Raw genomic sequence first — 13,597 nt, forward strand, 5'->3', positions numbered from 1 at the left:
GAATAAAAACGCAAACAGTGTAATAAGTGTTTTCCAATGGAAACAAGGAAACATCTTTTCTAAATTTGGTCCGCACAAAACCAGGCGCATACTTTAAAAAATCCGTCTTATGAAAAACAGCACGAACCTAAAAGCACACCTTTGCATATTCGGTGCCGCTGCCATCTGGGGCCTGATGGCACCTATCGGCAAGGAAGCCATGACCCACGGCATTACCGGCCTGGATATGGCGTTCTTCAGGGTGGCGGGAGCTGCCATCAGTTTCTGGATCGCCTCCCTGGTTCAAAAGGTGTTCTTCCCCGCGCTGGAAGCCGCACAACCCAAGCCGCCTAAAAAGGACATCCTCAAGTTTGCAGGCGCCGGGCTTTTCGCCATTGTCTGCAACCAGTGCTGCTTTACGGTGGGCCTTTCCATCACATCGCCCATCAACGCTTCCATCGTGGCCACAAGCCTCCCCATCTTCGCGCTGATCTCGTCGGCGGTTTTTCTGCGGGAACGGATCACCCTCATGAAAGTCCTTGGAATTGGGCTAGGCCTATCTGGCGCCCTGATGCTCGTTCTCGGAAGTGCCACCGCAAATAACGCCAAGGCCGGAAACATCCTGGGAGACCTTCTCTGTATGACATCCCAGTGCAGCTTCGCCATTTACCTGGGACTCTTCAAGAATCTCATCAGTAAGTACAACGTAATCACCTGCATGAAGTGGATGTTTACCTTCTCCGCCTTCATGGTAGCACCCCTCACCCTTGGCGGCGTCGCGGAAATCCCCTTCCCAGAAATCTCCGCCATTACCTGGGCCGAATCCGCCTTCGTAGTTTTCGGCGGCACCTTCATCGCCTACCTGCTCATGGCAAGAGCGCAAAAAATATTGCAGCCCACCGTGGTGGCCATGTATAATTACGTACAACCTACTACGTCCACTGTCGTTTCAGTCCTCATGGGAATCGGAATCTTTGGACTGAGCCAGGCCGCTGCCATCGCCCTCATTATCGCAGGCGTCTATACCGTAAACAGGGCAAAAGCAAGCAACAGCTAGGACACCTTCGCGAAAAAAATGCAAAATGTGGCCAAGATGGACTCCATTTTTCCTGTAAGCTTAACTTTGGAGTCCATAATTTTAGTTTATACGAAATACGCTTGCTATTATGGTAAATAATTTGGGCTCCAAAAGTATAAAAAGCCACATAAGGAGTCCAAACATCTTAACGAGAAGGCGAAAAGAAAACATTTTACGATTAATTTATATGTATAAATAGGCTCCAAATTGCTTTAAAAAAAAATTTTGGAGTCCATTTTTAAGAAAAAGTAGCGGGAAAGTCGCCCATGGCACAAAAAAAGCCCGCGGATTCTAAACCGCGAGCCTAAAAATTCTTGCTGCAAATTTGAACAAACTAAAGTCTTGCCTTCACCAGCTTCAGCAAGTCCGCAAAGACTTCATCAGGTGTACGGGCCGCATCAATCGCTGAAACGCAATCGCTGTAATCACGGGCCGCGGCCAGGTAACCCTGACGTACACGTTCAAAGAAGTCAGCCTTTTCACTTTCAAGACGATCAGGTGCCTCGCCACGTTTTGCAGTGCGGGCACGGCTGGCTTCAACAGTCAAGTCCAGCACCACCGTCAATTCCGGGAAGCATCCGCCGCAGGTCAGTTCCGTCAGACGCTGCACCTTGTCGGCACCAAGCCCGCGGGCATAACCCTGGTAAGCAAAAGTGCTCCACGCAAAGCGATCCGCAATCACCACCTTGCCTGCATCCAGAGCAGGCTTGATAATTTCTGCGATCACCTGGGCGCGGGCGGCATTATACAGCAACAGCTCGGTATCGTCTGCCATGATTCCCTTGAAGGCAGGGTCCAGCAGAAGTTCGCGAATGCGTTCTGAAATCTTGGCGCCACCAGGTTCACGCAGGCGCACCACCTGATAGCCTTCAGATTCGAGGGCGGCCACCAGCAAGTCAATCTGGGTAGACTTGCCAGAACCATCAATACCTTCCAGAGAAAAGAATCGCTTTGCTGTCTTCATTAGAAGTCGCTCACTTCGTTCGCTTCGAGCAATGAGGCCGTTCTTGCCTTCGGCAATCACTTTGAGGTGTGAGCAAAACAAATTATGCATCGTAGCTCAGAGGCCGAAAGCCGACCTCACACCTCAAAGCACCAAAGGTGCGACCTCACACCTGATTATTCTTCGCCAAGATCCTTACCGTGGCACTTCTTGTACTTGAGGCCACTACCGCACCAGCACATGTCATTGCGGCCAATCTTCGGAGCCTGAGCGGCAGCGCGACGGGCAGCAAGAACGCGGGGGTCAGTATAGGTGCGACGGACACGGGGCTGTTCAGCAGCGGCTTCCGGAGCGGCGCCAGACTGTTCAGTTGCAGCAGACTGTGCCTGCTGTTCTTCAGAAATGGCGTTGGTTTCAGAAGAGGCAGCTTCGCCGGCAAGGCCTGCAGCCTTTGCACCTTCAGCGCTCACCTGTTCACCAGATTCCGCTGCGGCACCATTGGCTTCTTCCATAGCCTTACGTTCGGCTTCCACCTGTTCCGGAGACTTAAGCTGCAGCTGGTCCGGGGACACGGTAATCTGCTGGCCATTGGGGCCCGGAATAGTAATGCGGATATTCAAGATACGGAGGGCGGTGAGGGTTGCAATCTTTTCCATGCAGCCTTCGAACATCTTGAAGCCTTCGTTCTTGTAAACCATCAGAGGATCCTTCTGTGCGTATCCGTGGAAACGGATGGAATCCTTCAGCTGGTCCATGGCATACAAGTGTTCCTTCCAGACCTGGTCGATGGTCATGAGGAGGAAGCGGCGTTCGATCTGACGGAAATCCTGTTCCGGAATGATCCTGGTCAGCTTGTCGTAACGGGCCATGCACAGGTCAATAATTTCCTGGAGCACGACTTCGGGAGTCTTGGTGGTAGCTTCTTCCAAGGTCAGGTTGTATTCCATAGAAAGGGAGCGCTGCAGATCCACATGCAGATCTTCAAGCTTCCAGTCTTCCGGATAGCTCTTGGCGGCAATGTACTGAGAAACCTTGATATCGCAAGCGTCTTCGATGCGGTTCTTGATTTCGGAACGGACATCTTCACCGTTCAGGATACGACGGCGCAGACCGTAAATCACCTTACGCTGTTCGTTCATCACATTATCGTAATCCAGCAAGTGCTTACGGATATCGAAGCTCTGGCCTTCCACGCGACGCTGAGCACCGCGAATAGAACGGGAAACGATGGGATGGGTAATCACTTCGTCTTCACCCACGCCAAAACGGCTCATGAGGTTCTTGACGTTATCGCCACCGAAAATACGCATCAGGTTGTCATCCAAAGACAGGAAGTACTGGCTGGAACCCGGGTCACCCTGACGGCCGGAACGACCGCGGAGCTGGTTGTCGATACGGCGGGATTCATGACGTTCAGTACCCAGCACATGCAAGCCGCCCAGTTCGGTAACACCTTCGCCCAGGGCAATGTCGGTACCACGACCAGCCATGTTGGTAGCGATAGTCACCTTGCCCTTATGACCGGCATACTGAATGATTTCAGCTTCACGGCCATGGTTCTTTGCGTTAAGCACTTCATGGGGAACGCCTTCCTTTTCCAGCAAGCCATGGAGGTGTTCAGACTTTTCGATGGATGCGGTACCAACGAGAAGAGGCTGACCCTTGGCGTGACGTTCCTTGATTTCTGCCACGATGGCGCGCCACTTGGCATCTTCAGACTTATACACCAGGTCCTGTTCGTCCTTACGGATGCAAGGATTGTTGGTGGGAATCACCCAGGTGTTCATGTTATAGATCTTGATGAATTCCGTTGCTTCCGTTTCGGCGGTACCGGTCATGCCGGACAGCTTGTTATACATGCGGAAGTAGTTCTGGAAGGTGATGGTAGCGAGAGTCTGGTTCTCGCGACGGATCTGCACATTTTCCTTGGCTTCGATAGCCTGGTGCATACCGTTGCTGTAACGGCGGCCTTCCATCAGACGGCCAGTGTTTTCGTCGACGATGATGATTTCGCCATCGCGTACGATGTAGTCCACATCGCGTTCGTAAAGGTGCCATGCCTTAAGAGCCTGGTCAATGAAGTGAACCCAGTCTGCGTGTTCACCATAAAGGTTGGTAATCTGGAGGATAGATTCGATGTTTGCAACACCCTTGGAGGTAAGCTGCACGACCTTATCCTTTTCATCCACACCAAAGTCCTTGTTCTTCACAAGCTTCTTTGCAATTTCATTTGCCTTGGCATACTTATCAGTAGCATCTTCGGCAGGGCCAGAAATGATCAGCGGAGTACGGGCTTCATCAATAAGGATGGAGTCCACTTCGTCAACGATACAGTAGTTCAGTTCGCGCTGCACCAGCTGACTAGGATCCACAGCCATGTTGTCGCGGAGGTAGTCAAAGCCGAATTCGTTGTTGGTACCGTAAGTCACGTCGGAGTTGTAGCTGGTACGACGCTGTTCCGGATCCAGACCATTTACAATCAGACCCACAGTAAGGCCCAGGAACTTATAGACCATACCCATCTGCTTGGCGTCACGGCCAGCCAGGTAGTCGTTCACGGTCACCACGTGGACACCCTTACCAGAAAGGGCATTCAAGTAAACCGGGAGAGCTGCAGCCAGAGTCTTACCTTCACCGGTAGCCATTTCTGCAATGGCACCTTCGTGGAGCACAAGACCACCGATCATCTGCACGTCGAAGGGCATCATGCGGAAGGGCTTCACGGACTTGGGGTAAAGTTCGCGGACCTTGGCATAGAGGGCGGCGGGCAGGTAAATTTCCCATTCATTCTTGCCGGAAGCCAGCTGAGCCTTGGCATCGTTCACGCAATCCTGGAGCTCGGGGCCCAGCTTGCTGAAATCAAAATTGTTTTCGGGCTTGAAGATATTGAAGATACCCAGACGGCGGTCGCAAGCTTCCTTACAGACAGCAAAGGCATCGACACGGATATCGTCCAGAGTGGCACCATTGTTCAGCTTTTCGCGGAATTCGGCGCTCTTTGCAGCAAGGGCTGCATCATCCAGAGCTTCCAGGGCCTCGCGGGCGGCGTTGATTTCTGCAATCACCGGACGGAGCTGCTTCACTTTACGTTCATGGGGTGTACCGAAAATCTTGTGTAGGACGGTATCTACAATGCTCATTTTGTTTCCTTTTTACGGCCGAGGGCGCAGCCCGCGGTCACTGATTAAAATTATACGAGCGTAAAATAGCAACTTTCATGCCACGGCCGAAAAGTTACAATGTGAAACAAAGGTTAAAATTACCGATAAAAAATAAATGTACAAATGTGCATTATTTTATAAAAAGCAAGGGCCCACTTTTTGGGAGGAAAATTTAAAAGCGACGAACAATGAGAATCTTGTAGGCGCACACCAATTTCTGTTCCCAGTGGCTGTCGAATATCACGGGCATATATTCCGTTTCCAGAACATTATTCCAGGACCAAATCTCACCAATATAGCCAAAGGCAAGCTTGCCAATGATTTCCGGAAGCAGCATATAGTCATCCTCCTCCGTATCGCCTCCCACGGCAACGCCCGCCACGCCCCACAAGTTCAAAAAAGCTTTGTTGTCAAAGACCCAGGTATAGGTATAGCCCATATCCACCCAGCTGCTAAAAATTTCCTTTGGCTCCTGATAATACGGAAAAAATTCATCCTTGTCCTTTGTCTTCGTTCCTTGAATACGGCCGCCAAGAATTAGGCTTCCGGCAGAATGACGCTGCCTGCGATCCAAGAAGAAAGCCGCCCTCGGGGAAAATTCCCCATTGGATGTCCCTAGCCATAGAGCTGAAACATAGACATCCCTCTCCCAGAGATCTACATATAAACTGCTATCTCCCACATCAGCAGAAAATCCGCTATAACTGCGGTACACTCCCTTGACCCACCAGTTTCCAGGAAAAAAATCGAACCCTGTCTCGAAGGAAATCGATTTCGAACTCTTGTTATTTGACGTAAATGGAAGTGCGTAGATAAAATCCCAATAAAAGTCTCCGTAGCCGAGACCGAGACCCACATCTACCGGGCGATTGGATTTCAGCGCCCCACCATCAAACTCGCTACTCCAGAAACTGACGAAGTTGTAATTGCACAGAAAACGGATTAAAATTTTTCTCCTGAACTCGACAATTCCATCTTCATGTTCCGTTTCAACAATAGCCGCCCTATCACCATCCCCTATTTTCAGGGAATCCTGCCCCAACGCCATTCCGCAAGCGCATATAAGGGATAGTACAAATACAAGGCGACAAAGCATGGGGCAAATATAAAAATGCACAAGAATAAAATCTATCTTTATGGAAAAGGTTATGATATGAACAGCTTAGTTAGTAGAACACCCAAGTCCATTTTTTCTGTTACCCTCCTTGCAATTTTCGCCATGGCAGGTTTTACTGTCGCCCAAACGACAGACGACGAACTTAAAGATCATCCGGAATATACCGCTAGCGGTTACCTGGTCTACCCGGAACCGGACAAGAGCGTCAAATACACCAAGGCGCCTGCCGGCTATAAGCCGTTCTATATCAGCCATTACGGCCGCCACGGAAGCCGCTACCATTACAGCGCAGACGATTATAACTACCTCTTCGAGACTCTGGCCAAGGCCGATTCCGCAAAGGCTCTTTCCGTCACGGGCAAGTACATTATGTTATCTTCAAAACTGCTGGCAGACAAGGCCGCAAGCCGCGCAGGAGACCTGACCCAGAAGGGTGTCAAGCAGCACGAGGGAATCGCCATGCGAATGGCCAAGAACTTCCCCGATGTGTTCAAGAGCAAGAACGCCAAAATTGCCGAAGTCAACGCCAAGGGCAAGCAAGTCAAGAAGAACGTCAAGTTGCCGCCCCAGGTGGACGCCTTCGCCAGCACTTCGGGCCGTTGCATCGTCAGCATGTCCGCATTCGTAGGCGGCCTCAAGTCCCAGGTGCCCACCGCCCAAATCCGCATGGAATCAGGCAAGAGCCTCATGGGCCATATCAACACCTTCAATTTCGACATCACAAAGAACTACGCCGAAACCCCGGAATTCAAGGCCGAAAACGACAAGCTGTGGAAGGACATCTCCACCGACAATTTCGTACGGACGATCTTCGCCGACACCGCCTACGTTTCCAAGAACGTGGACGTTTCCAATCTCTATAACAAGATGTTCGAAATCGCAGGCAGCATCCAGGGCATGGAAGACGACAACGACCTGATTATCTTCGACCGACTCTTCCCCAAAGAAGAAAAAATCAAGCGCTGGAAGGCACAGAACGCCTGGTGGTACAGCATCCTGGGCACATGCCCCCTTACCGGTAATGACGGCATCAACACCGCAAAGCCCATCCTGAAGCACATCATGAGCGAAACCGAAAACGCCATCGCAGGCGCCACCGATGCAGACGCCGCCACCAACACCGTAGCCACCCTCCGTTTCGGTCACGACACAGGGCTCCTCCCCCTGGCAGGTCTCATGCAGCTTTCCGTCGCAAATGCAAAGGTCACCGACCTGAGCAAGCTTCACGAACAGTGGACTGATTTCCGCATCATCCCCATGGCAGCAAACCTGCAGATGATCTTCTACAAGAAGCCAGGCGCCAAGCCGGCAAAGGGCGCAGCCCCCGAAATCCTGGTCAAGTTCCTGTACAATGAACGTGAAGTTACCGCACCCATCCCCTGCGGCGATGAACCCGCCCAAGAACCCGCCCAGGTCAAGGCCGACATCAAGCCCGGCATGGTGGCAGCCCAACCCGCTGCCCAGCCTGCGGCCTCCGGCGTAATGCTTCCGCCGCCCCCCGCCAAAAAGGTAAAGTGCCCCGCCGCCCCCTACTACCGCTGGGAAGACGTAAAGAACTTCTACGGAAAAATCCTGGCCGAATAATCCGCGCTCGCAGACACTACCTGACGCTCCGTTACCTGCCAGCCATCGTTATCAGCCGCTCCGTTACCTGCCGCCCATCAAGTGGAAATTCAGGTACGTCGAAAAACAGAAAATTCGGCGGCTCATGGGCTCGAACAAGTCCGTTGAATAGGCCGCCAATTTTAGGTAAGTGTCCAGTCGGCTACCCAGATCAAGCCAATCCAGAATCCTGTATTCCATGGCAGACTGGTTCACCACCAGGAAGTCCCAACCCTCCGCGCCATAGTGGGGTGTGGAGCCTGGAATGGTATGCAGCACATCTGCGACGACTTTATTATAGACCCTGAATTTTTTCTTGTACAGAACTTCTGTCATCAGGCTGTATTTCACGCCGGTATTGTACTGGTAATTGTCCTTGTCCGAAACGTACTCCGGATGCACTTCCTGGATCAAGTCGTCATATCCCATGTCAGCTGTACCCAACATGATATAATAAATCTGGTTCATAATGCGGAACCGTAAATCCGGCGTAAGCCACAGGGCAATATCCAGGGCGGCTCCCAATGACAAGGTGCTCACCGTAGCCAAGTCCCCGTAGAAAGTATCGAAGTCCAGGTTCAGAGAAAAATCCAACCAGTGGCCGCGACCATGCAGGCCCGCATTTTTCAGCTTTCCCATAATGTCAAGCTGCAATACGTTCCCCTCGAAACCTGTCTCGTTGAACATCTCCACCTTGAAATAGTCGAAAGGTTCCTTCACCCTCGTATAGGGCTTTCCGTATTCCAGGAACAATGAGGTCATGCCGTGATGATCGTTCCACTGCTGGTCCAGATTATCGGCCCCCTGGTTACCAATACGGTAATCACTACCGAATCGGGAGCCGCCACCTGCAGCAATCACAAGTTCAACAGGCACCCAGCCCGTCCTGAAATCCCGACTACCGAACATCTTCCTCTGGCTATAAGCCATAGGGTGGAAAATGAAGGCCGCCAATTCCCTGTACCAAGGCACATCGGAGTTGCTATAAGCCAATCGTGAAAGCCTGTACAGAACTTCGCCGTACATGGAGCCGCCAATAGAAGTCGTCATCAAGTCGTTGGGCGCCGGGTATTCCGTCTCGCAGAACATTTCCCAGATGCTGCTTCCGAGAGCCGCCCAAACTACACTCTGGTAAAAACCGTAACCGCCGGCGCGGGCGGCACTATAATAGTAGGAACCCTGATACGGGTGCCCGTAAAAATTGATGGCCCAGTGATTATGATCCCACTTCCAGCCTTCCCTAAAATTCCGCTTCCAATAGCTGGGACCTGTGTGGGCGTAATTCTTGTCCAGCACATAATAATCCCAGGCCCACACAAAAACATTCTGGCCCAGAATCTGGCCGGCAACCACCGGGGCAAAAACCGGTTCAACCTTGGCCGTATCCCTAGAAAAAAATTCGTCCAATTCGGCGCCATAACCGGCAGTCCGCAAGGAATCCACGATACGTGCAGAGTCTGCGGCTCTAATCTCCAACTTCCACAGCGCCACATCCTTCACGCTGATAACAGGTTCCCTTTCTATGGAATCCTGGATAGACTTGGCAGCTTCTACAAGATTTTTCTTTTCTTTATGAGTGACCGCTTGCGACCAAGCGCAAACCTGAAAAAAGAACAGAACAAAAAAAACAGTCACGAACTTCTTCATGACTGCATATTTAGAATTATCCAATTCGACTAGTTATTGGGACGCAGGCCAACAGACTCAAAAACAGCCTTGTTCTTGGGATCCGGGAGAGCCACGGAGGTAATCCAGTTGAATTCTGCCACACCAGCCAGACCCACGCGGGCGCAAAGCTGGTCACGGGCCACATTGTAGGCGTTCAGGATCAAAATCTTTTCGGAATCGTTAGCCTTGTCGATTCGTTCAGACCAGCGATAGCCCAGTTCTACCAAGCCGGCACTTGCCTTGGCGTAGAACTTTGCCTTTTCGGCACTGATCACAGAAGAAGAAGGAACGTTAAAAGTCTCCACCGGAACAATGGGCTGTGTCTTGGGAGAACTTACGTGCATCTGAGCAATTTCAGGCACACTCTGCTGCTCTTCGCCGCAGGCGGTAAAGTTCACGGCCATAAATGCAGCCAGAACTGCAAAAACAAAAAAAGAGGCAGCCGTCTTAAACGTCGCCAGGTTAAAGTTAATTCCTTTTATACGTCCAGACATAACTGCCTCTTTTTGAAAGTCTCAAGAACTCACGGGTTTGATTTCTTGGACCTTCCTTTACTAGCGGCTTGTGGGCTCGAACCACAGACCTGCGGATTATGATTCCGACGCTCTACCAACTGAGCTAAGCCGCCGAAGGTTGAACCAAATTTAGTCAATTACTGAAATATTTTCAAGGGGTTTAGTGAAAATAAACTTCAGTTTCTACAAAATTTTCGCCCCATTTGATCACTTGCCACCCAGGAGCCGAACTTTTCAGGTTAAAATAGGGGCAATTGGGGTCAATCTGCATCTGTGTCGCCGGTGAAACATGAACCGTCTGACGTCCAAGCTTGACCTCGAACTGGCTGTGATAGTGTCCAGTAAAGATATGAGTCAGGTTGGGAATGTCAGCCAGGACCTTCTGCACATCAAGCATGTTGCGCATATGATAACGCAAGTCCATGAAGCGGTGACCGCAGAAACAGGGAGGGTGATGTACAAAAAGCAAGATCTCACCAGAAACCTTGGCCGTCTCTTCCTTCAGCCAAACCAGCTGTTCAGGAGAAACGTCGCCGCAGGCACTATCCAAAAAGAAAATGCTTCTACCGGCGATATCGTATCGGTAGTAGCACTTGCCATTGTGGACCTTGCCCTTCAGGTCATAGAACTGCTCCATGACTTCGATGCGGTCGTGATTTCCGGGAATAACGCAGTATGGAACCGGGTAATCCTTGAGCAGGTCTGCCAGATACTTGTAGGCGCCGGGCTCTGCATCCTCATTAGCCAAATCACCGGACAGGACCAGCAGGTCCAAATCCTTCATAGATTCGGAATTCAAGGCCTTAAGAAAGTTGGCGCGAACATCGATGCCCTGCACCAAGTTCTCGTCTTCACCGATATGGATATCGGTTATCTGGCCTATTTTGAGAATTTTAGTTTCCATACAAATTGCTAGTACAATATAAATTTTTGTTTAGCCACCCAAGGATATATTTTTTCAAAATTTTTCCCTTTGTGAGCCAAATCAACAAAGATAATGTGCTTTTTTCCCAATCTTCAACATCGTTTTGTGAAAGTTTTGTGAATTCACATTGAAAACTAAGCTTCAACACTTATCAACGTTGAAAATTGTGAATAGATTTGAAGTTTTCAACATTTGTGCACATCAGAATTATCTTCGTATCTTATTGAGCATCAATGAGTTATAAATTAAACTTTACAAATCTATCCACTATTCACGAAACCAATATTCAATACTATATATATATATACATAGTATTTATTAGTATGTGTGTTGATTAGAGCTTGACTTCCTTAGGAGCGGAAGCAGGCTGCTGAGACTGCTGGAGATTGCCCATCTGGCAGTTGCCCTGGAACACTGCACCTTCCTGGATGATCAGGAGCTTGGTCTTGATGTTACCGACAAACTGGGAGCTGTTTTCGAGAATGAGCTTTTCGGAGCAATCGATGTTGCCCTTGACGGAACCTGCAACTACTGCAGAGGTAGTCTTGATTTCGCCTTCGATGAAACCCTGCTTTTCGATAATCAGTTCGCCTTCAATTGCAACACTACCGTTGATGGTACCGGCTACGCGAACGTCGCTCTTGCCGCTAATGTCGCCCTTGATGGTTACGCTATGACCGATTTGGGTAATTTCCTGTTCCTTAACTGCCATTGTTTCCTCTTTGGTTAGTGAAATTTTTTATAAATCTAATTCTATAAGATACTAATAGTTGAAGAATGTTTCGGGATCCAGTTCCTTTCCATCCTTCGTTATAGTATAGTGCAAGTGGGGTCCACTGGCATTGCCAGTTGCACCGATGGTACCGATGATATCACCCTTGCCGACATTGCGACCCTTGCGGGTGCGGATTTCCTTCATATGGGAATAACTCGAAACGTAACCGTTCTGATGGTTGATGATGACGGTGTTTCCAAGTTCTTCTTTCTGCCCGGCAAATTCCACGGTGCCACTGCCCGATGCAAATACAGGATTTCCGGGCTGGGCCGAGAAATCTGTTCCCATGTGTCCGTTCTCTTCAGAGAACTTCTTGCTGATGATGCCGACCACGGGAATCACGTTGGGAATTTTTTCGAGGCGCAGTTTTTCTTCCATGGGAATCCAGCCGCCTTCATAGTCCACATCGATCTTCTCAGAAGGAGTGTGGGCGAACTTATTCTTGTCGATAAGGCTGTTGACCTTGTTGGAATCATTTTCTACGAAGGTGCCTAGCAGGTTCTGGATTCTTTCTTCCAGAACCCAGAGGGAGTCCATGCGGTTGAACAGTTCTTCGTAGTTCTGATTCTGCTTGATCAGCTGGGCGTTGGTGACGCGCATCTTCTCGTAACGGATGAGTGTCTTGGTGACATGGCCCATCTTATAGATGAAGGCGCCGGTAACGGCAATCAGGACTACCAGGAAAATCTTGAGGAACGTGAACCATTTGGTGGAAACACGGAACTTCTTGATTTCCTTGGAATCTTCCGGGATAATCTGTATGGTGTAATACTTACCTTTCACAGTTTCCTCTGTCTAACGGAATCGCCTATTAGCGGTCCATCAATTCCTGGATACGAGTCAGGTCGTCCATGCTATAGTAGTTGATGACGATGGTACCCTGGGACTGGGTGGGATTGGTGGGTTTCAACTGAACCTTGGTTCCAAAGTAGGTTTCGAGACGATTTTCGAAATTCTTCAGGTCGGCGGAAAGTTCGATCTTGGGCTTGGGTTCTGCTGCCGGTGCGTCGACAGGTTCTTTGCCGGAAACTTCTTCGCCAGTGTGAACTTCGGGAACTTCTTCAGAAGATTCGGCAGGAGCCTGTGCTGGCTGAACTTCGTCACCGCGGATAATGGCTTCGATCTGACGGACGTTCAGACCTTCCTCGATGATGCGCTTTGCCAGTTCTTCGGCATTGTCCACCTTGTCAGAGCAAAGTGCGCGGGCTGCACCAGAGGCAATCTTGCCTTCCTGAATCCAATCCAGAACCTGGGTCGGGAGCTTCAGCAGGCGGAGTGCGTTGGTGATAGCAGAGCGGGACTTACCAACAGTCTTGGCCAAATCATCGTGGGTATAGTTGTGAAGATCGATCAACTGTTGATAAGATTGTGCAACTTCAACAGGATTCAGGTCCACACGCTGGATATTTTCGATGAGGGCCCATTCGCCCATGATCTTGTCATCCAGACTTTCGTAGACCTGGGCCTTGATAGTAGCGAGACCGGCCAGCTTGGTTGCGCGGGTACGACGTTCACCGCTGATGATCTGGTAGCGGTCGCCCACCTTGCGAACGGCGATAGGCTGGATCAGACCATGCTTCTCGATGGTTTCGGCAAGTTCAACCAGTTCGTCATCGTCAAAAGTCTTACGGGGCTGGAACGGGTTGGGGTCGATGAGATTTACGTCAATTTCGATAATTTTCTGGGAGTTATCAACAGTTTCGGCGTTTTCGACAGCATTAGCTTCAGATTGTTGATTAGTTTCCTGGGGATTGCTAGGCTGTTCAACAGAATGATCCCTCAAAATATCAGCGAGACTACGACCCAGAGAAAAAGACTTCTTACCCATAAAAAT

11 protein-coding genes and 1 tRNA gene are annotated in these 13,597 nt (G+C 50.1%); 2 read left to right on the forward strand and 10 right to left on the reverse strand.

Features of this window, described 5'->3' with window-relative positions; all coding sequences use genetic code 11:
• Positions 1–109 precede the first annotated feature (109 nt).
• The gene (locus BUB94_RS13885; protein ID WP_073238081.1) at positions 110–1,036 is read left to right on the forward strand and encodes a DMT family transporter; all 927 of its coding nucleotides are present in this window, start codon (positions 110–112) and stop codon (positions 1,034–1,036) included.
• A 355-nt stretch (positions 1,037–1,391) separates the two neighbouring features.
• Here the strand turns inward: BUB94_RS13885 and tmk are convergent, their stop codons facing one another.
• The 3 genes from tmk to BUB94_RS13900 all read right to left on the reverse strand — a co-directional run bounded on the left by tmk (position 1,392) and on the right by BUB94_RS13900 (position 6,257).
• The gene (gene tmk, locus BUB94_RS13890; protein WP_073238084.1) at positions 1,392–2,021 is read right to left on the reverse strand and encodes a dTMP kinase; all 630 of its coding nucleotides are present in this window, start codon (positions 2,019–2,021) and stop codon (positions 1,392–1,394) included.
• A gap of 155 nt (positions 2,022–2,176) precedes the next feature.
• Entirely contained in the window at positions 2,177–5,140 is a 2,964-nt protein-coding gene (secA, locus tag BUB94_RS13895; RefSeq protein ID WP_073160782.1) for a preprotein translocase subunit SecA, read from the reverse strand.
• Between the two features lie 193 nt (positions 5,141–5,333).
• Positions 5,334–6,257 (reverse strand): DUF4421 family protein, encoded by a 924-nt coding sequence (locus BUB94_RS13900; protein WP_083538317.1) that lies wholly within the window; start codon positions 6,255–6,257, stop codon positions 5,334–5,336.
• Between the two features lie 57 nt (positions 6,258–6,314).
• Here BUB94_RS13900 and BUB94_RS13905 point away from each other — a divergent pair, with 57 nt between their 5' ends.
• Positions 6,315–7,862: a histidine-type phosphatase gene (locus BUB94_RS13905; RefSeq protein ID WP_254793748.1), complete on the forward strand. Its 1,548-nt coding sequence runs from the start codon at positions 6,315–6,317 to the stop codon at positions 7,860–7,862.
• 63 nt (positions 7,863–7,925) lie between these two features.
• Here BUB94_RS13905 and BUB94_RS13910 read toward each other — a convergent pair whose 3' ends face one another.
• The 7 genes from BUB94_RS13910 to BUB94_RS13940 form a co-directional block, all read right to left on the reverse strand.
• Positions 7,926–9,527, reverse strand: a complete 1,602-nt coding sequence (locus tag BUB94_RS13910) for a DUF3943 domain-containing protein (RefSeq protein ID WP_073238092.1) — start codon at positions 9,525–9,527, stop codon at positions 7,926–7,928.
• 29 nt (positions 9,528–9,556) lie between these two features.
• Positions 9,557–10,042, reverse strand: coding sequence for a hypothetical protein (locus tag BUB94_RS13915; RefSeq protein WP_249269405.1), 486 nt, complete (start codon positions 10,040–10,042; stop codon positions 9,557–9,559).
• Positions 10,043–10,103: 61 nt separating this feature from the next.
• Positions 10,104–10,176, reverse strand: a tRNA-Met gene (locus BUB94_RS13920).
• A gap of 47 nt (positions 10,177–10,223) precedes the next feature.
• Positions 10,224–10,967, reverse strand: a complete 744-nt coding sequence (locus tag BUB94_RS13925) for a metallophosphoesterase family protein (RefSeq protein ID WP_073238095.1) — start codon at positions 10,965–10,967, stop codon at positions 10,224–10,226.
• A 355-nt stretch (positions 10,968–11,322) separates the two neighbouring features.
• The gene (locus tag BUB94_RS13930; protein ID WP_073238097.1) at positions 11,323–11,700 is read right to left on the reverse strand and encodes a bactofilin family protein; all 378 of its coding nucleotides are present in this window, start codon (positions 11,698–11,700) and stop codon (positions 11,323–11,325) included.
• Between the two features lie 51 nt (positions 11,701–11,751).
• Positions 11,752–12,546 (reverse strand): M23 family metallopeptidase, encoded by a 795-nt coding sequence (locus tag BUB94_RS13935; protein WP_073160792.1) that lies wholly within the window; start codon positions 12,544–12,546, stop codon positions 11,752–11,754.
• A gap of 28 nt (positions 12,547–12,574) precedes the next feature.
• Positions 12,575–13,591, reverse strand: a complete 1,017-nt coding sequence (locus BUB94_RS13940; protein WP_073238099.1) for a ParB/RepB/Spo0J family partition protein — start codon at positions 13,589–13,591, stop codon at positions 12,575–12,577.
• Between the last annotated feature and the right edge of the window lie 6 nt (positions 13,592–13,597).

The sequence above is a fragment of the Fibrobacter sp. UWH9 genome (genome assembly GCF_900129715.1).
Lineage (GTDB): Bacteria > Fibrobacterota > Fibrobacteria > Fibrobacterales > Fibrobacteraceae > Fibrobacter.